16 protein-coding genes and 2 pseudogenes are annotated in these 19666 nt (G+C 52.4%); 12 read left to right on the plus strand and 6 right to left on the minus strand.

The window, feature by feature from the left end:
• Window positions 1–344: 344 nt before the first annotated feature.
• From AC2CGQ_RS21605 to AC2CGQ_RS21630, 6 genes and pseudogenes are all read left to right on the plus strand, one after another.
• Window positions 345–608 (plus strand): helix-turn-helix transcriptional regulator, encoded by a 264-nt coding sequence (locus tag AC2CGQ_RS21605; RefSeq protein ID WP_048326858.1) that lies wholly within the window; start codon window positions 345–347, stop codon window positions 606–608.
• On the plus strand, window positions 608–850 hold the full coding sequence (locus AC2CGQ_RS21610; RefSeq protein WP_255612429.1) for a hypothetical protein: 243 nt from the start codon (window positions 608–610) through the stop codon (window positions 848–850). The genes AC2CGQ_RS21605 and AC2CGQ_RS21610 overlap by 1 nt, the downstream gene beginning before the upstream one ends.
• Window positions 851–855: 5 nt before the next feature.
• A pseudogene (locus tag AC2CGQ_RS21615) lies at window positions 856–1374 on the plus strand (host cell division inhibitor Icd-like protein); the annotation flags it as partial.
• 23 nt (window positions 1375–1397) lie between these two features.
• A complete protein-coding gene (locus AC2CGQ_RS21620) occupies window positions 1398–1661 on the plus strand; it encodes a hypothetical protein (RefSeq protein ID WP_223085390.1) in 264 nt (87 codons plus the stop codon).
• Window positions 1658–1993 carry a DUF5375 family protein gene (locus AC2CGQ_RS21625; RefSeq protein ID WP_223085391.1) on the plus strand — a complete coding sequence of 112 codons (336 nt, stop codon included), beginning with the start codon at window positions 1658–1660 and terminating at the stop codon, window positions 1991–1993. Before AC2CGQ_RS21620 ends, AC2CGQ_RS21625 begins: the two co-directional genes overlap by 4 nt.
• 11 nt (window positions 1994–2004) lie before the next feature.
• Entirely contained in the window at window positions 2005–4338 is a 2334-nt protein-coding gene (locus tag AC2CGQ_RS21630; RefSeq protein ID WP_103687386.1) for a primase-helicase zinc-binding domain-containing protein, read from the plus strand.
• Window positions 4339–5080: 742 nt separating this feature from the next.
• Here the strand turns inward: AC2CGQ_RS21630 and AC2CGQ_RS21635 are convergent.
• Window positions 5081–5488 (minus strand): helix-turn-helix domain-containing protein, encoded by a 408-nt coding sequence (locus tag AC2CGQ_RS21635; RefSeq protein WP_121976876.1) that lies wholly within the window; start codon window positions 5486–5488, stop codon window positions 5081–5083.
• 310 nt (window positions 5489–5798) lie between these two features.
• Between AC2CGQ_RS21635 and AC2CGQ_RS21640 the strand changes: the two genes are divergently transcribed.
• The 5 genes from AC2CGQ_RS21640 (at window position 5799) to AC2CGQ_RS21660 (ending at window position 12622) form a co-directional block, all read left to right on the plus strand.
• Entirely contained in the window at window positions 5799–6494 is a 696-nt protein-coding gene (locus tag AC2CGQ_RS21640; protein ID WP_033645090.1) for a response regulator transcription factor, read from the plus strand.
• Window positions 6491–7675 (plus strand): sensor histidine kinase, encoded by a 1185-nt coding sequence (locus AC2CGQ_RS21645; RefSeq protein WP_033645089.1) that lies wholly within the window; start codon window positions 6491–6493, stop codon window positions 7673–7675. The genes AC2CGQ_RS21640 and AC2CGQ_RS21645 overlap by 4 nt, the downstream gene beginning before the upstream one ends.
• A 79-nt stretch (window positions 7676–7754) precedes the next feature.
• On the plus strand, window positions 7755–8876 hold the full coding sequence (locus tag AC2CGQ_RS21650; protein WP_484593876.1) for an efflux RND transporter periplasmic adaptor subunit: 1122 nt from the start codon (window positions 7755–7757) through the stop codon (window positions 8874–8876).
• Window positions 8876–11929, plus strand: coding sequence for an efflux RND transporter permease subunit (locus tag AC2CGQ_RS21655; protein WP_033645086.1), 3054 nt, complete (start codon window positions 8876–8878; stop codon window positions 11927–11929). The genes AC2CGQ_RS21650 and AC2CGQ_RS21655 overlap by 1 nt, the downstream gene beginning before the upstream one ends.
• Window positions 11930–11980: 51 nt before the next feature.
• Complete coding sequence (locus AC2CGQ_RS21660) at window positions 11981–12622, plus strand: MarC family NAAT transporter (RefSeq protein ID WP_048322281.1); 642 nt, start codon at window positions 11981–11983, stop codon at window positions 12620–12622.
• A gap of 323 nt (window positions 12623–12945) precedes the next feature.
• Here AC2CGQ_RS21660 and pqiC read toward each other — a convergent pair whose 3' ends face one another.
• From pqiC to AC2CGQ_RS21680, 4 genes are all read right to left on the minus strand, one after another.
• Complete coding sequence (gene pqiC, locus AC2CGQ_RS21665) at window positions 12946–13503, minus strand: membrane integrity-associated transporter subunit PqiC (protein ID WP_048322282.1); 558 nt, start codon at window positions 13501–13503, stop codon at window positions 12946–12948.
• Complete coding sequence (pqiB, locus tag AC2CGQ_RS21670; RefSeq protein WP_484593877.1) at window positions 13500–15146, minus strand: intermembrane transport protein PqiB; 1647 nt, start codon at window positions 15144–15146, stop codon at window positions 13500–13502. Before pqiB ends, pqiC begins: the two co-directional genes overlap by 4 nt.
• A complete protein-coding gene (gene pqiA / locus AC2CGQ_RS21675) occupies window positions 15133–16434 on the minus strand; it encodes a membrane integrity-associated transporter subunit PqiA (protein ID WP_072062292.1) in 1302 nt (433 codons plus the stop codon). Before pqiA ends, pqiB begins: the two co-directional genes overlap by 14 nt.
• Before the next feature lie 81 nt (window positions 16435–16515).
• Complete coding sequence (locus AC2CGQ_RS21680; protein ID WP_048322285.1) at window positions 16516–17445, minus strand: VirK/YbjX family protein; 930 nt, start codon at window positions 17443–17445, stop codon at window positions 16516–16518.
• Between the two features lie 989 nt (window positions 17446–18434).
• Here AC2CGQ_RS21680 and AC2CGQ_RS21685 point away from each other — a divergent pair.
• Window positions 18435–18641 (plus strand): annotated as a pseudogene (locus AC2CGQ_RS21685) (winged helix-turn-helix domain-containing protein); the annotation flags it as partial.
• A 649-nt stretch (window positions 18642–19290) separates the two neighbouring features.
• Here AC2CGQ_RS21685 and AC2CGQ_RS21690 read toward each other — a convergent pair.
• A complete protein-coding gene (locus AC2CGQ_RS21690) occupies window positions 19291–19629 on the minus strand; it encodes a colicin E1 family microcin immunity protein (RefSeq protein WP_004934067.1) in 339 nt (112 codons plus the stop codon).
• Window positions 19630–19666: the final 37 nt, after the last annotated feature.

Raw genomic sequence — 19666 nt, forward strand, 5'->3', positions numbered from 1 at the left:
TCAGCAAATAAGAGGGTGAATAGTTTTCTATAAACTCTTCACCCGGTGTTCAGCACTATTCACCCGGTCCAAAACGATCTTTTCCCTGGCTAGCCGTGGTTAGTCTGTTTATACCTATTTATTAGTAATGAATTCATTGTTGAAAACTATGGGGTAATGTTGAGGAAGGGTGAGGAGTGGTGAGGATTGCTGAGCTATTATAATTTGTTGTTTTTATGACCATTTCTTAATGGGCCACACAACAACGCCTTGTTGCCACCCCGGTAAATATTCACATAATAGGGCGCTACCGAAGTTCACACAGTCCCGGCCAGCGTTGGCCGGACACAAAGAGGTAGCGTTTTATGTTGACCGTTTCCACCCCCACCCCATCCACCCCGTCGCCGGTTATTCCTGGCAGTTACACCCCGCGCGAACGCTTTATCCGCCTGCCGGAAGTGCTCTACACCACTGGCCTGTCCCGCTCCACTGTGTACGAGATGATGAGCCGTAAGCAGTTTCCGGTTCAGGTCTCCCTCGGCGGTAAAAACGTCGCCTGGCTGGCCTCCGAGGTCGAGCAGTGGATGGACGAACGCATCGCCAATCGCCATCAGGGGAACGCTTCGTGATGCAGTTAACCCTCGGTCGACATAGTTTTACCCTGAGTGACAACGACGCGCTGTTTGTGGCGGAAGCTATCCTGTTGCAGCGTAAAGAGCCTGGCGTCGTCTTGCCGGATCACCGCAGCGAAAAACACGGCGTTATTCGTCTGGCGAGTCGCCAGGCTGAGCCGCGCCTGTTCCGTGCCGGGCCGGTGCCGCTGACCTGCGCGGCTGCCGATACCCGCAACGACCCGCTTACCGACTGTTGATCACTATGCGATCGATTGAACGTCCGGGGGCGTCTTACGGCTTGCCCCCACGTCCGGCCCTGCGCTATAGTCCTCCCGCTGTCGCAAAATCGGCAGCCGGGCGTGGAAACCCGAGTAACTCTAAGGCGACACAACACGCGCCAGGCGTGTTTTTTTATGTCGCAGCCTTTGCTCGCTCATTTTTTGCGCGGTGGATGTTATGCTATCGCAGCAGTCAATCAATGGTGGCTCAGGCGGGGCTGACTTCGGTCAGGCCGGTATTCTTAGAGGCCGGTATTTCCACCCCCGTCTGGGCTACCACCCATAAGCGTGGAAACTTCGGTGGTAGCAATAACCTTTACTCTAAGGAGGCTGCCACCATGGCTACGACCCTCACCCCGACTCACCCGACATTCTGCTTTTTGTTTGCGGCCGTGCGCCGTTCTGCGCTGACGGCTTCACCGCGTATTGTACGCACCGTGGCAGATACCGAACGCAACGCCCGCCGCCTGCTGGCCCGTGATTACGTGTTGTCCTTTGCCGGTCGTCTGCCGGTTAAGGCGGTGGCATGGACACCCTGGCCGACCGCTACTACCGCGACACCCATTACCCTATCCCGCACGCCGATTTTCTGCGTCTCCAGCATGCGCACGCCACCGGCGTGCTGTTCCTCGACCTGCTGGACACCCTTGACCTCAGCGGGCAGCGCCCCGATGCCGTGCAACAGGCATCGTTTGCTTCGGTCATTGCCTTGCTGACCGACCAGCTCGGCCACGTCGTCAACACCTGTGAAACCCAAATTCTTGCCCGCATGGAGGCCTCCGCCGCATGAACACTGCATCCTGTTTACCGATTGAAGTCCGTACCGCCGTTTTCCGCCGCGCCGTGGCGCAAGCCTATCTGGACACCTGCGCCTTTTACCGGGTGAGCCTCGGGTACACGCTGGACGAGCTGCAGATGACGATTGCGTTGCGTTTGGAGGGGCACTTTGTGCGTCAGTACGGTGCGGAGGACGGCATGGATATGGCGTGCACCCTGCTGAGTGACATGGTGCAGCCGGACGTTCTGGTAGCTGCGCCGCGCCTGACCACGCTGGGGCAAAAGATGATGGACGAGCTGTGCTGTGAGCGCCTGTCGGCATCGCAGAATGCCACCGTACACTGAGGAGAGAAAGGATGAGCGCCCAGTTCGTTTCCCAGACCGTACGCACCGCCACCGGCCACTGGCCGGTGATACTCCCGGCGCTCGGCATCGCCTTGCAGCCGAACGGCAAGCCGCAGCCGTGCCCGACCTGTGGCGGTAAAGACCGCTTCCGCTTCGACAACCAGGACGGGCGCGGCACCTGGTTCTGCAATCAGTGCGGGGCCGGTGACGGCCTCAACCTGGTGGAAAAAGCCCTGTCACTGTCTGCCAGGGCTGCCGCCGAACAGGTGGCTGCCGTGATGGGGGATAATGCCAGCACTTTGCCACTGGCCGCTGAGGCCGGTCATTCACCACAAGACAAGGCCGAGGCTCAGCGCAAGGCTGCCAGGCAGGCACTGGCTCTGGTGGCTGCCGCGCAGTCCCAGACCGGCAACGCCTACCTGAGCGCCAAAGGCTGGCCGGAGGCAGAAACCCTGACCTTGCACGGCCAGCCGCTGCGCGTTGGCGGTATCACCTACCAGCCCGGCGACCTGCTGCTGCCGCTGCACAATGCCGGGGGCGAGGTGGTCAACGTGCAGCTGATTAACGCCCACGGTGATAAACGCATGCTGGCGGGCGGGCAGGTGAAAGCCGCTTGTCACACCCTGGGCGGCCCGGACAACGCGGTTATCTGGCTCACCGAAGGCTACGCCACCGGCCTCACCGTGCATCGCCTGACCGGCGAAACGGTGTGCGTGGCGCTGAGCGCCAATAACCTGACGGCCGTGGCGCAGCGGCTGCGCAGCCACTACCCGGATGCACGGTTGCTGCTGGCGGCCGATAATGACCGCAGCGGCACCGGGCAGACCCGCGCCGCCGAGGCGGCCACGCGCACCGGCGGCACTCCGGCACTGCCACCCACGGAAGGCGACTGGAACGACGTCTACTGTCAGCAGCGCGCTGAGGCCACGCGCGCGCAGCTCCGGGCGTTCAGCCAGCCGTCGCAGCCCAGCCCGTTCGACACGCTGAGCGATGCCGATTTAAAAGCCATGAGCGCCAGCGAGAAGGCCGAGCTGCTGGCCGAGCATTACGGCAACACCCTGGCGGTGCCGCCGGTGGGAGAGGAGCTGTGCCGCTACGCGCGCGGCGCCTGGCAGGTGCTGCCGCACCGGCAACTGAGCCGGGAGATTGCCGCGCTGTTCCAGAAGGTACGTGCGCCGTTCTCCGCCGCCGGTATCAACAGCATTTTGGACACCCTCAAACTGATGGTGCCGCAGATGGGCGACCCGGTTCGCCGGTTGATTGGTTTTCGTAACGGCGTCTTTGATACCGTGAGCGGCCAGTTCAGCGCCCACCGGCAAGAACACTGGCTGCGCACCGTCAACAGCGTGGACTACACGCCGCCGCGCGCCGGGGAGAACCTGGCCGACCATGCGCCGCACTTCTGGCGGTGGCTGACGCGAGCCGCCGGGGGCAAGCACGACAAGCAGGAGCGTATTCTCGCGGCACTCTTTATGGTGCTGGCCAACCGCTACGACTGGCAACTGTTCCTCGAAGTGACCGGCCCCGGCGGCAGCGGCAAGAGCGTGATGGCCGCCATCGCCCGGCTGCTGGCCGGAGCCGATAACACCACCTCCGCCACCATCGACAACCTGGAGTCGGCGCGCGAACGGGCTTCGGTGGTCGGCTTCTCGCTGATACTCCTGCCCGACCAGGAGAAGTGGAGCGGTGACGGCGCGGGCATCAAGGCCATCACCGGCGGCGATGCGGTCGCCATCGACCCGAAATACCGCGACGCCTACGCCGCCTACATCCCGGCGGTGATACTGGCGGTCAACAACAACCCGATGCAGTTCAGTGACCGCAGCGGTGGCATCTCGCGCCGCCGCGTTATTCTGCCGTTCCCGGAGGCTATCGCCCCCGAAGAGCGTGATCCGCAGTTGCTGGCGAAGATCACCGAAGAGCTGGCCGTGATTGTGCGTCACCTGATGCAGCGCTTTGCCAACCCGAATGATGCTCGCGCACTGCTCCAGGCACAGCAGAGTTCGGAGGAAGCTCTGGAAATTAAACGGCATGCCGATCCGCTGGTCGATTTTTGTGGCTATCTGACGGTGCTGGGCACCCCGGAAGGGATGATGATCGGCAACGCCAACATCACCCCGCCGAATCCTCGCCGCTACCTCTACCACGCCTACCTGTCGTTTATGGTCGCACGGGGGTATCAGCACGTGATGAACCTGACGGCGTTCGGCCAGGCGGTGCCGCAGACGCTGAAAGAGTATGAGCATACGCTGCTGAAACGCCGCACTAAGCAGGGAATACAAACCAATCTGATATTGAGTGAAGAGTGCGAAGCGGACTGGTTGCCTAAGTGCGGGGCGGTGTGACGATGAGCGGGTCGATCGGCCGGGCCGATCAATAGGCCATTATTGATCTGCCGAACCCATTGGACGCTCAATCGCAGCGCCACCTATAGTGGCAGTGACCCGAATATATGCAGCAACACCAGGGCATCCTATCTGCCGCTGAACGGCCAATATCATAACGACAAGCGTTCCCCAAACCGGCTCAGGCCGGTTTTTTTGTGTCTGCGATTCAGACTGTTCACTCAGTAGGTGGATAGTGGTGCGTACTGAAATGGGAACAGCACACCTATCAATGCATTGAAAGAAAAGGAGAGAACTAAAAGGTGTATAAGGTGAACAATGCTTCTATCCCTTCTCAAACCCAGTAAAATCATAATGTAATTAAGAGAGCTGAAGCTAAAATTGGAGCTAAGCGAATATGAGTGCGTATGAATTTCTTTTCGCTGGGGATTTTATGCACGTATGCGTCAATGATGGATATACGTTGTGCCGAGCCATCGATGCGCGTTTGATATAAAACCAGGGTATAGCCCCTATCATACGCCGTATGGCGAACGATAGAAGAACGTCGTTGATTGTATAATTATGGGGAATTTATTCGTTGAAAAATAAAGGGTGTTGTCTTACTGAGCGGTTTTGGCTAATGAATTAGCTAAAATAACAATAGGCCATTGAATTTCTCATCACAAACATGCGCTGATTAATCACATCCTGTTTGTCTTCATCGCTGACAACATGTTGTAACTTCGTTACGCCCTCAATCTTATTTCCCATTGTTTGTAAATTTTACAAGCACTGTTTTAGCCGATATCCAAACGTCCTCACGTGGCTTATTCATTTTGCGAAACATCGTAGGGGAAACGCCATAGTGGTTTTTAAAGATGCGACAGAAAGCCTGCTGTTCCAGATAACCATATTCAAGTGCAATATCTATGATCTTCCTGTCTGTAGATAAAATCATTTTCGCCGCCTCTGTCATTTTCCTTGATCTGATGTAAGACTTCATCGATATACCGGCCAAAGCGCAGAACTTACGTTGAACATACCATCTAGAATATCCAGTTTTATCAATCAGGTTGATGATGTTTACCGGTTGTTTGAGATGCATTTCCAACAGATTGATAACGCTATTAATAAATATTCTAGACTGTTCAATTTTGCTCATTTCCATTGCATCGACTCCCGATATCTTCACCTGTTGGCGTTATTGAAATCTCGATTATTGCTTAACTTTGTCAAGATGTTATCAATTTCTGTTTTTTTATTTTCAGGTTAATGCTACTCCGTAGGTAACTATTTGAATTTAAATGTTATTGCCTCGCTTTTTTGTCGAGCTGATTTTGAATGAAGTCATGCTGACTTTATTTTTAATCGCCCGATATGTACTATCGTCGTTTTTTGTTTATTCTTTAAATAAAAAAGTGCTAAACTTTATTATATTGTTTTTACTTGGTTAGCGTGACTGAATAGCAGGTTAATATATGGAAGAAAAAAGAATTTTAATCATCGAGGACGATATGCATGCTGCAGAAGTCCTGGAAGCTTATCTAAAAAGAGAGTGCTTTGCCGTTGCTAAGGTAGGGGATGGTGTTAAAGGGCTTGAGATGGTTTTTTCCTGGCAACCTGATTTGGTTTTATTAGACGTCATGCTGCCGGGAATAAATGGCAATGAAATATTGGCACGTGTGCGTAGAAAGAGTGATGTGCCTGTCATCATGGTGACGGCAATCGGCGAGATTCAGGATAAGATCTCCTCGTTGAGGCACGGCGTTGATGATTACATCGTGAAACCTTACAACCCGGGCGAGGTCGTTGCTCGGGTTCATGCCGTGCTGAGAAGAGCGACTGCATTAAATATAAAATCCGAGCTTATTATTTGTGGCCCGGTACAACTTGATGAAGAGGCGATGTTGGTTCACGTTTGCCCCGCCGAAAACATTAAAATTGCAGTTGATCTCACACCGACTGAGTTCTTACTGTTATCTGTGCTAATGCGTGCGCCTAAAAGAGCGTTTTCCCGCCAAACATTGTTAAATATGTGTTTGCCGGAAAGTGATGCATTTGAGCGGGTTGTCGATACGCATATTTATAATTTGCGCAAAAAGCTCAACTCGGTAGGGGTAGATGATGTACTGCTTACCGTTAGAGCGATGGGCTACAGGTATTGGAATAAATGAATAAGAAAAGCAAAAGAGTTTCGCTTTGGAAGTGGATTTGCGTGAGGGTAATTTCTCAATCTGTCGGGGTGATTGTTATTATTGCACTCTGTATGTGGTTGCGCTATGCCATTTATAGCACCTGGGTTTTATATCATGAAATGCCGGCGGATGTCCGAAAGGAATTCCTGCACTTGCTTAATAATCCCAATGAAGATTTGTACAGGTTTTATAGCCTTTTTCACTATTGGTATGGCATTGACTTTGCTAATCCGTCGATCACGTCGGGGGATTGGATTATGCTGGCTATTTTGGTGGTTGTCGCTATACCTCTCATGGTCTTACTGGGGCTCTATATGTCTCGGCCATTGGCGAAGCAATTTTCCTATTTGGTCACTGCCGCGAGAAAAGTCGCCGAGGGGGATTTCTCTGTGCAAGCAAAATTAGAAGAGAAAGCGCCGGAAGAACTTCTTACTCTAACACACGATTTCAATGAGATGACCAAAAAACTGACTTATTATGAAGGGGAGTTGCGTGCTTCTCATATCGCTATGGCGCATGAATTACGCTCGCCGTTAACGGCTTCAATTGCACGCCTTCAGGGCATTATGGATGGGGTTTTTGAGCCGGACAAGAATCAGTTAGATCTGGTTATGCAGCCCTTGAATAGCCTAAATCGCCTTATTGATGATCTTCAAACGTTGTCATTGTCGCAAGCCGGGGCATTATCATTAGAAAAATACCATGTGAATCTGTGCGATTTGATTCAGGAGCGTTTGCAATGGTTAAAGGCTGAAGCTTCTCAGGGAAACTTCACGATTGAATTTGAATGTCCTGCTCCTGTATTCGTCTACGCCGATCCGTTCCGAATTGGGCAAGTTGTTACGATTCTCATAAAAAATGCAATGCGCTACGCGCATTCCGGCAAGAAACTGACAATCACCGTTAATCATTTTAATAATGAGGCTATCGTCGGTTTTCGCGATTATGGGCCGGGTGTCAGTGAAGCCTTTTTGCCCTTGATGTTCGAACGTTTTTCCCGGGAGGAGAGCTCGCGGTCGAGAAATCTGGGGGGAAGTGGGCTAGGTCTTTCTATCGCCATGGCGATAAGCCGCGAACACGACGGCAGTCTCAGTGCTCAGAATCATCCTGACGGTGGGATGCTATTTCAACTAATTCTTCCAATGAAAATAGAGTCTTGATGATTCCTTGAAAAAACATGGACTAAATCTACACATAAAAAAGGTTTAATTCTTCGACAGACTATCAGGAGAATGTCTTATGTCAGTAGGTTTGTTCAGGTTAATAAGTACGGTCAAGAGTGTGTTTCTATTTCAATATTGGAAACTGTTTATTATTCCCCTGTTCGTTTTTTTGGCGGGATGTGATGATAAAGCAAAGACACAGGAGGTGCCTACACGTTCCGTACGAACGCTTGTCGTCGATAATCCGGTTGGCGGAGTTTTGATAAAGCATACCGGAGAAATTCGCCCCCATGAGGAATCTCAGCTCTCGTTTCGCATTGACGGCCGGATCCTCAGCCGGCCGGTCGATGTGGGGGACAAATTAAAGGCGGGGCAAACGATCGCGACTTTGGAGCCCAGAAATAACGAGAATCAGGTGCGCAGTGCGCAGGCTGAACTGGCCGGTGCCGTTTCTTCAGAGCGCTTGGCTGCGCTCAATTTCAGGAGGCTGCAATCATTGATCAAAACCGGTGCTATCGCGCAGGCTCAGGTTGATGAAGCGAGGGTCAATCTTGAAGTCGCAGCGGCAAAACGCGTCTCTGCTCAATCGAATTTGAAAATCGCTCAGGAGCAGTTGGGTTACACCCGTCTGGTTGCGCCTGCAGATGGCGTATTGACTTCGGTTAAGCTGAATCCTGGACAAACTGTCAGCGCAGGGCAGGGGGTCGTTACGCTCTCACTCAATCAGGGAGTAGATGCCGTATTTGACGTTCCAGAAGCAATTTTGTACAGCAATCTTTCCGATAATAAAGTCAAGATTGCGCTGCTTTCCGATCCTTCCGTCGTGACTGAGGGCGTGATCCGAGATGTGAATCCACAGGCGGATAAGCAGACGCGGACCTGGCGAGTCAGAGTCTCGCTGCCGAACCCTCCAGAGAAAATGGCTTTGGGTGCGACGGTGCAGGGAAGTATCGTGATCCCGGGGCAGGCTGCGTTTGTTCTGCCGGCGTCTGCGATGACCCGTGATGGCGCGGATCCTGCTGTTTTAATCGTTCAACCGGATACATTAACCTTGGCATTGCGCAAAGTTAACGTTATTCGCTATAGCTCCGAGGACGTGTTTATTGCTGATGGCCTAAAACCTGGTGACAAGGTGGTGATCGCCGGCGTGAGTAAGTTACGGCCTGGGGAGAAAGTGAGTTTGGAGGATAAATTCTGATGAATGCCTCTGAACCCGAGAAGTTTAACCTGTCTGCCTGGGCGCTTGCCAATCAGCAACTGGTTGCCTTTTTTATGTTGGTTCTCACCATTGCCGGGGTGATGAGCTATTACAACTTGCCGCGTAATGAAGACCCGGCGTTTACCATTAAAACGGCGGTGGTTTCCGCGAGTTGGCCTGGGGCTTCTGTGGAGGATACCGTCAATTTCGTGACCGATCCGTTGGAGAAGAAACTTCAGGAAGTTCCTTATCTTGATTATTTGGAGAGTTACAGCCGGCCCGGCGAGTCGGTTATTTTTATCTATCTGCGTGATAATACGCCGCCGGAGAAAGTGAAAGAACTGTGGTATACGGTCAGGAAAAAAATAAAGGACGTTTCCCCTCAGCTTCCTGCCGGCGTCAGTTCACCTGCCGTCAACGATGAATTTGATGATACCTACGGCACCATCTATGGCTTTACGCGTGAAGGATTCAGCGAGCGCGAACTGCGCGATCTGGTTGATAAAGTTCGCACGGACGTCTTAACGCTGCCAGACGTCGGGAAAGTGAACCTGCTGGGCGTTAAAGAAGAGCAGGTCATCTTATCATTCTCACCGCAGAAAATTGCGGGCATGGGGCTGACGCTCGACCAAATCAAGAACGCCATCAGCGCGCAAAACGCCGTGACTCCGGCGGGAGAAATCAGAACCGACAAAGATAAAGTCATGTTGAGAGTCAGCGGCGCTTTCGCATCGGAAGAAAGCCTCAAACAGCTGACACTGCATATTCAGGATAAATTCGTTCCTCTGACGGATATTGCGACTATCTCTCGCGAGGCGGTCGATCCGCCGACGCCGGCCTTCAGAGTTAACGGGGAGTCGGCGATTGGCCTGGCCATCTCCATGGCCCCGACAGGCAATATGCTGGATTTCGGCAAAGCGCTTAACGAAAAGATGGATGATATCTCCAGCCGCTTGCCTGCGGGTATCAACGTGCTGAAAGTGGCCGATCAGTCGACGGTGGTGCATGACGCGGTGGGGAGCTTTATGAAAGTGCTCCTTGAGGCGGTCGTCATTGTTCTGGCGGTGTCTTTCTTGTCATTAGGCACTCGTGCCGGGTTAGTGGTTGCAGCATCCATTCCGCTGGTGTTGGCCATGACGTTTATCGGCATGGAAATTGCTGGTATAGGCATACAGCGCATCTCACTCGGCGCATTAATTATTGCGCTGGGGTTGCTGGTCGATGATGCCATGATCACTGTAGAGATCATGATGTCGCGCCTGGAGAAAGGAGACCCTGTCAAAAAGGCGGCGACAAAAGCCTGGACGACGACGGCTTTCCCGATGCTGACCGGCACATTGGTCATGATCGCCGGTTTTATCCCGGTCGGTTTCGCCACGTCGAGCGCGGGGGAGTACTGTTATTCTCTGTTCATGGTGGTGCTGATTTCACTTATCAACTCCTGGATTGTTGCCGTACTTTTTTCACCGCTGATAGGCGTGTGGCTTTTACCTAAGGTGATGAAGGAACACACCCACGGTAAAGGTAAAGTCATGCAAAAGTACGAAAGTACATTGCGATATATCCTTAAGCGCCGAGGGATGACCGGCATAGTGGCGGTTCTGTTGCTGGCCATTGCTTTTATCGGATCCTCGCACATGGAAGAGGAGTTCTTTCCCGCTTCTGACAGGCCGGAGTTACTCGTCAGTCTGACTCTGCCGAGAAATGCCGTGCAGGAAGATACGGCGAGGGAAGCCATTCGCTTGGAGGAAATCCTCAAGAAGGATCCCGATATTGATCATTTTACGACATACGTTGGATCGGGGGCCGTGCGGTTTTATTTGCCGATGGACCTGTTGCTTGATAACGAAAATATCGCTCAATTGGTCGTGGTCACCAAGGGACTTGAAGAGCGTGACGCGGTGAAGTCCAGGCTTGAAAAAATTCTGCAAAAAGATTTCGGCCATCTTGTTACGCGTGCTTCGCCGTTGGAGCTGGGGCCCCCGGTAGGTTGGCCGTTGAAATATCGCGTTTCCGGCCCGGATCTGACCAAAATCCGTGAGATATCCATGGAGTTGGCGGGTAAATTGGGTGACAACCCGCAGACAAGAGAGGTCAACCTTACTGCGGGAGAACCGCAACGAGAACTCTATATAACGCTTAATCAGACGGAAGCGAGGGCCTTGGGATTAAGCTCTCAGGATGTCGCAAGCGCTCTTGCTGAAATGTATTCGGGGTCCGCTGTAACGACGATCAGAGACAGAAATCGTCAGGTTAACGTGGTGCTGCGGGCTTCGGAAAATACGCGGAGAGACATTGAAACCGTCGCGGATTTGCAATTAACGACGGCCGATGGGCGCGTTGTGCCATTAAAGCAGATCGCAACGATAGGCTATACGTTGGCCGAACCTATTCAGTGGCGGCGGCAACGAGAGCCTTTCATTACGGTGCAAACGGATATTGCGCCAGGGCTGAATGCGTCCGGCGTATCCAAGAGTTTGGCGCCTGTTGTCGATGAATTACGCAAAAGTCTGCCACCGGGATATCACATTACCGAGGGGGGAAGCGTCATTGAAGCCATGAAAGGCAACCGTTCAGTATTCGCCGTTCTACCTGTGACCTTATTGGTGATGCTGATCTTGCTGATGGTGCAGTTGCGTAGTTTCTCACGCATGATGCTGGCGCTGTTGATTGCCCCCTTCGGTTTGATTGGCGTTGTCGCTGCCATGTTACCCACCGGAACACCGATGGGGTTTGTCGCGATTCTTGGCGTGATTGCGTTGGCGGGGATGATTATCCGCAATGCCGTGATCCTTATTGAAGAAGTGGAAATAAACAGAGCACAAGGCGCAGATAATACTGAGGCGATCGTCGAGGCGTCACTGCATCGTTCCAGACCGATACTCTTGACGGCTTGTGCAGCAATATTAGGGATGATACCTATCGCGCATCAGGTATTTTGGGGGCCTATGGCCTATGCCATTATTGGTGGGCTATTCGTTGCCACCCTATTTACCCTGACGGTATTGCCGGCTGCTATCAGCGCCGTTCTTCAATGGGAGAAGTCTCGATAGAACTTACCCCCGGAGACAACTCCGGGGGACTCTTTAAAAGGAGGTGGAAAGATGTTTGAGTTATTTAAACTTATTGGGCTAGGGTTGGTTTTATTACTGCCGCTGGTAAACCCATTGACTACTGTAGCCCTTTTTCTTGGGCTGTCAGGCGACATGTCTGAACAAGAAAAAAAGAAGCAGTCAGCTATGGCGGCTTTCTATGTCTTTGTGATTATGATGGTTGCATGGTATGCCGGTAAGGCTGTTATTAATACCTTTGGCATATCCATTCCGGGATTACGAATTGCCGGTGGAATGATCGTTGCCTTTATTGGGTTTAACATGCTGTTTCCGCAGGATGTGAATAAGCCTCAAAGTGGCGAGAAGGGAAAAACCAAAAATATAGCATTTATCCCCTTGGCAATGCCCAGTACGGCAGGCCCGGGTACCATTGCTATGTTGATCAGTGCCGCGTCGACATTCAGCGCTGAAACATCGCATCTGGATTTGTGGGTCGCCTATACAGCGCCCCCCCTGATTGCGATAGCCATTTCTCTGATTTTATGGGTGTCTCTGCGGGCGTCACTGGGTGTTATGAAGCTTGTAGGAACATCGGGAATCGATGCTATTTCCCGAGTGATGGGATTCCTGCTGGTCTGTATGGGGGTTCAGTTTGTTATAAATGGCGTCGTTGAACTCGTTACAATGCAATAAACGTGAACGCTTCAGTGTCTGATATGCATGAGGTTGCGTATATCAGACGAGGATAATATCTAAAACCTTATATCTATATCAGTTCTGATAATGCTTTGATGCTCTTGGCTGCCATAAAAACTTTTTTTGCATGGACAACGCTGTGAGCGCCGGCGGCAATGGCTGTCGTCATATTGTTGTTTTTTTTATAAAAAAGCTCCCAAGTAAGGTGGGAGCTTTTTTACTTTTTCTTTTATTCTGGTACGTCGTCGACAGGCCTAATCCCGAATCTGATCCCATCACCATAAGCCGCCATCGGTGCATTATGGCTGTTGATTGCCATTTCAGGGGGACAGCACTTTGGCGATAGCCTGGGCTTCCTGCTGCCACCCCTGCGCCAGCGTGCGCACCAGGGCATCATAGCCGTCTTCACCCTGTTTCAGCTCCAGGTTGAAAGGCCTTTTGATCAAACGCCCCTGGCGGTTCAGCACCCACTCGCCGCGAATGATCGCTTTCCCGTCAAAGCGGCCGTGGAAGCCGCTGATGGTCACGTTCAGCACATCCTGATCGCTGCTCATCGGCTGCGAAGAGACCACCCAGCCCGGCAGCGCGCTGCTCAGGTTGGTGACCAGCGTTTGCTGCAGCTGCTGATCGAGCGGGCTGGCCCACAGGTTGTTCTGGGCTATCACATACTGTACGTCGTTGGCCTGATACACCACGCCGCTCTGCGCCAGATAATCCGCCACGCTCACGTGCTCCAGCCACAGCTGGCGCGTGGAGGCGCCGCTGCTGCCGGCCACGGCCGGCGCGCCCAGCGCCGGCAACTGATAGTAAGTCTTCTGTGGCGAACTGCTGCAGGCGCTGAGCAACAGCGCCAGGGCTACCGGGATCCATTTCATCATTTCGTGGCCTTCTTCGGCTGAGGGTCATTGCTGCCGGCGGCTTCAAACACCAGCGCGTTGCTCTTCTCATTCAGGGTGCGCAACACCGGTTGCAGCTCACGCAACACCTGGTCGAGGCGCTGCATGTCGCCCACCATCTTATTGTAAGCCGGTGAACCAGGCTGGAACCCTTTCATGCTGCGGTTCAGCTCCAGCAGCGTTTTCTGCATGTCCTGCGGCAGCGCCTGCATCTCTTTGCTGGCGATGATGTCGTTCAGCGACTTCATGGTCTGCTGCGTCGACTTCATGGTTTTCTGGCTTTCCGCCAGCGTCTTGGTCGCTTCGCTGATCATCGGATTGATCGGCATCGAATTAATCTTATCCAACGTCTGCATCAGTTTCTGCTGGATCTGCGCCAGACCGCCGCTGGTGGTTGGCATCAGCGGATAACCGAACAGCTCGCGCGGCCCTTTCCACGGTTTCTCCTGCGGATAGAAGTCGAGATCGATATACAGCGAACCGGTCAGCAGGTTGGCGGACTTCATCGAGGCGCGTAAGCCACGAGACTCCGCGTCTTTCAGGTGCCCTTCAATATCGACATTGTCCCCCAGCTGTTTATGAAGCCGATCCGGCTCAATGCGGATCAGCACCGGAATGCGGTAATCGTTATCCAGACGCTGCGCCATGCCCTCTTTATAGAACGGCACCTGCGCCACCGTACCCAGACGGATGCCGCGGAACTCGACCGGCGCGCCCGGCTGCAGGCCGCGTACCGAATCGGAGAAGAACAGCAGGTAATCCTTATGCACGGTATACAGCGAATCCTGCGTGCTGCGCTGGTTGTCGAACAGCTGGTACTCCGCCTTCTCTTTAGCCTGTTCGCCACGATCCCAACCGTCCGGTACGTCGAAACTGACGCCGCCGCTGAACAGCGTTGTCAACGAGCCCATCTCCACCCGCATGCCCTGCGCCGACATGTCAAACGCCACGCCGCTGTCTTTCCAGAAGCGCACGTTGGTAGTGACCAACTGATCGTAAGGCGCGGTGATGAACAGCTGATAGCGCATGGCGCGCGCTTTCGGATCGAAGTAGCTGGTTTCCACCGACCCGACGCGGTAGCCGCGGAACAGCACCGGATCGCCTGCGTTGAGCTGGCCCGATTTTTCGCTGTCCAGCACGATGCGCAGCCCTTTGGCGTCCGGGGAGGCCAGCGGCGGCGCATCGAGCAGCTGATAGTGGTCTTTGCCGTCTTTGCCCTTGTTGCCCGGCTGCAGTTCGATATAGGCGCCGGAGAGCAACGTGCCCAGCCCGGAGACGCCTTCACGGCCGATCTGCGGCTTCACCACCCAGAAAGCGGAATCCTGGCGCAGCAATTTTTCCATGCCGGAATTGAGGCGAGCCTGCACCATCACCTTGCTCAGGTCATCGCTCAACGTGACGGTTTCCACCACGCCGACGTCAACGCTGCGGCTTTTGATTTTGGTTTTACCCGCTTCCAGCCCTTCCGCCGTCGTGGTCACCAGCGTCACCACCGGCCCCTGATGGCTGAAGTGGTAAAACAGGATCCAGGCGCCGATCAGCGCGGTCACGATGGGAATGATCCACACCGGCGACCAGCGTTTGATCTTCTCGACGTCCGCGACGCTATGATTATTTTCCGTCACCTTGCGGCTCCTTGTTGATTGTTTCACTTGCGCGATCCCAGGTCAGCCGGGGATCAAATGTCATGGCGGCGAACATGGTGAGGATCACCACCAGTGCGAACAGCACGGCGCCCGTCGCGGGATAAATGCTCATCAACTGCCCCATTCGCACCAACGCCGACAACACGGCGATCACAAACACGTCGATCATTGACCAACGACCAACGAATTCGACCACTTCATAAATCAGATGCATGCGCTCGCTGTCGGCACGCGGTTTCTTCCTGCCGTTTGCATCCCAGCACAGCCAACCGATCGCCAGCATTTTCAGCGACGGCACCATGATGCTGGCGATGAAAATCACCATCGCCACCGGGTAAGAGCCACTTCCCCACAGCAGGATCACCCCCGCCATGATGGTGGAGTTCATCTTGTTGCCCAGCGCCTCGGTCACCATGATCGGCATTAGGTTGGCCGGTATATACAGCATGACAGAGGTCACCAGCAGCGCCAGCGTCCACTGCAGGCTGTGGCGGCGGCGCACATAGCCGGGGGTGTGGCAACGTGGGCAGCGCACCTGGTTGGCCGGCAGGATCGCCGTGCAGCACGCGCAAGAGCGCACGCCCTGGCGCATGCCGGTACGCCCCGCCGTCAGCGGGCGGTCGAGGCGCGGCGCCGGTTCGATGTCCTGCCACAGCCAACGCCTGTCCACGCACTGGAAAGCGCGCACCTGCAGCAGGCAGAACAGGCAATAGGGCACGAAGCTGCTGCCGATGCCGATGTCGCCGTAGGCCATCAGCTTGACGAAGCTGACCAGCACACCGGCGAGGAAAATCTCCACCATGCACCAGGTCTTGAACTGGAATAGCACCCGGGCCATCCACGCTTTGAGCCCCAGCGGCAAGCGCACTTTGGCGCACAGCAGAACGATCGCCACCATGCAGAACGCCGGGATCAGCTGCACGAACACCATAAACAGCGTGGCCATGCTGGCGTAGTCTTCCGCCACCATGACTTCCGGGATTTGGATCAGCCGGATTTCGTTGCCGAGGCCGGCAACGCGCATGTTGATAAACGGGAAAATGTTGGCCAGCACCAGCATGAACAAGGCGCTGAGCGCGTAACCGATCGGCCGCTTGCGCGGCTCGTCCCAGCGGGTCGTGAGCGTGGTTTTGCAGCGCGGGCATACCGCTTTGCTGCCATAGGCCAGCGGCGGCAGCGCCACCAGCATGTCGCACTGCGGGCAGAGCGTCTTATTCTGTGACGACGCGTCGATGTGCAGTAGTGCTGGCCGACTGAAGGATGGCAACTGGTTTTCCCTGTAATTGGGGGGCAACGTACGGGGTATTTGACTCAAAAAACTGTCCCAAGAATGTTCATGATAGTTTTATTATGCAATTTTCGCGCAGAGGTTAGTCGTATTAAGCGTGCGAACTTGCTCTGCAATATCATCTATGATTTGAAAACGTCGGCGATACTCCGCGCGTTTTTTGCTGGGAATATGCTCCAAAGATTTTCTTTCAAACGTCAAGGGCAGTTGCCAGCGCCAGGCATTTTGTTTTATCCCGCCTATCAATGACCAGAAATCGTCGTAACTTGCATGTAAATGCCGGCCTTTGCTCAGTCGATAGCGTAATGAGCGAAAAACGTGTCCATTATCACTGACGCCATAAATGGCGCTCACCGCAGTGAGTTCAGCGAAGCGGCTGATAAACTCCATCAAAACACGTTTGGGGAAAATACCCGACAGAGCACGCGTAGCTTCTTTGATGGTCTCGTGCGGTACGTGCCGTCCAGGGCCTTGCAGACCACCAATGATGAAATGCCATTCAGCCCCTTCGGACACGGCCGAAAAGGTCACGCTGGCGAGTAACACATTATTGTCACCACGCAGCCATAGCGTTGACTCACCTTCTCGTTCTGCCTTGTGCGCACAAGAGGCAGAAATGGTAAAACGTGCCTCTTCTCTGCCGGTGAATTCCGCCAAAATCGTTTCTTCTTGTGATATCAGCGCATTGGACAGCATTTTGTTGTTGAGGGAAGACACATATCGGTAATGGCTGACAATAGCCGATGCGCGTTGTTTGGCATTAAGGTTGCGCATCAGGTATTGCCTGTGCGTTTTACAAGGGAATGTGTTTTGATGATATAATATCGATTTTAAATCACTCTGTTGAGTTAAAATGGATAGTGCCTTTTTAGTCGGTGAATAGTATAAAATAAGTCGAAGTAAAAACTTTGCACGGAAGCTCTTCTTCCTCCAGACAGGACCTGGGACGATCTGTCCCGAGAGTAATTCGTAGATAATGTTTTTTTTCAAGATTCATATCCTGCAAGCACTATTCTTTGACTTTTGCATGTTTATTGACTGGCGGTTTTTATGCCATTCTAATAGATGATTGTTAATTTATTGTCTGCTATTTATCAAGGTTTGATGGAGAAGGTATTTTTAACGCTAATGGCATGTAATTGTTGTGCATTTTATAATAAGTCGATGTTTTTTTCTTCATATGGCGTCATAAGTATGGCTATTGATGTTTGCTCTTTGAAATACAGTGCTCTGAACATTGTTGACATAATTAACCACGGGGGGTAACTTTCTCACTCAGAATATTATTAAAATCAGAATATAATAATGCGTTTTAGAGTGAAGTAGAGGCTGTTGGGATATGTTTTTTCAGGGTGGTAACGATTTTATCGTTAAACTGCCTAATGAATTAACTAGGCTCGATTGCGGAAAGCGGCGCCGTTGACTGATTATTATAGTGAAGGGTGCTAGTAATATCCCGGGTTGTTAGTAATGGAATCGAACTTTAATTATTAAGTGAAAATAAAGAGATTGGCAAGATGATTTTATAAGTAAGTGTGGCGATATAGAATCTATCTTGGATAGGTCGCTGTTTTATATGAGGGATAGTTCTGAAACAGGGGTGAAATGATATGTATTGTGATTATTAAATTAAACCTTTTTTATTCTAATGTGTGTAGAGTGCGCTGTTTCTATGCAAATGTTTTCGTACGCTAGAGATGTTTGTAAAACAAGAGGGGCATCTATTTTTATTCAGTGTCTTCTTGGTTTTTTACGAAGAATATGAGTTGGCGTAATTTTTTAAAATTCAATTGCTTATTTTCATGCTGTCTAGGGGACGAATTATAAAGGGCGAGCATTGATGCCTTAACTGACGAAAATGTGCTCATCATAGAGCTGAAATATCGGGCCGCCTACGTGGATCCATATCCCGTCGGTGATACTGGCGGTTAATAAAAACCTGATGTAATTCAGTGACCGGTAGTATATCGCATTGCAACCTGTACCACGCCTACCTGTCGTTTACGGCTGCAAGGGGGTATCAGCAAGTGATGAACCTGACGGCGTTCGGCTAGGCGGTGCCGCAGACGCTGAAAGAGTACGAACACACGTTGCTGAAACGCCGCACCAAGCACGGAATACAAACCAACCTGATATTGAGTGAGGAATGTGAGGCGGACTGGCTGCCGAAGTGTGGTGCAGTGTGACAATGAGCGAGTCGATCGGCCCGGCCGATCAATAGGCCGTTATTGATCTGCCGAACCCATTGGACGCTCAATCGCAGCGCCGCCTATAGTGGCAGTGACTCTAATACATGCAGCAACACCAGGGCATCCTATCGGCCGCTTGAATGGCCAATATCATAACGACAAGCGTTCCCCAAACCGGCTCAGGCCGGTTTTTTTGTGCCTGCGATTCAGACTGTTCACCCTGTAGGTGAACAGGGGTGTACACCGAGAAGGTAGCCATACACCATTCAATGCATTGAAATAAAAGGGTAAAATCAAAAGGTGTATAGGGTGAACAGTTTTGCGATAAATCTTTTTTGTAAGTGGAGTAAGCGCCGGTATTGGCTGTAATTTAAACAACTCTGAATGTAGCGGTAACAAGTATGTATATATGTGTGTATAATATGAAATGGTGATTCATAATTATTTTATTTAAAACAGTATGTTGTGTTGATTTTGATACTCCTGTGATCTTCCGCCAATCAATATCTCCCAACCTCCTCTGTGATTGTCGGCTCCGGTAGAGTGAGTTTGCTTCTTTCGCTTTGTGTTAGTGCAGCTTGCGTGGGTAGAAGAAACGTTCATGAAGAAGGACTATGAGGCAGTAAGCCGTTGACGTAAAAACCGCTTACGCGGCCTTTTTATTTCTGAGAAACAGGGCAAGCAGATACAGGGCGCCCAGCGGCAGGGCCATGACATAACAGAATGCATAATACAGGATCAGCACGCCATTTTTGCCTATGGTATCGGCGAACAGTCCGCGGTGCCAAAATTCTTCACTCGTGAACTGCAGGGCGGCCGTTTCAGTGCCTTTTTTAGCACAGGGATACAGTAAAAAGCTCAGGATGGAGAGGATCAACGAAAGTGCGATATTCACCATGTCCTGGAAAGAATAGATGTAATAAAGCGCGATAAAAAAGTAAGTCACGCCCCACGCCTGACTTTTCCAATAATACACTTTGGTCATTTTCGCCTCCCTGCGCATGAGTTCCTTTCTGTTTCGT

It is taken from the genome of Serratia sp. DFXYC6 (genome assembly GCF_057196085.1).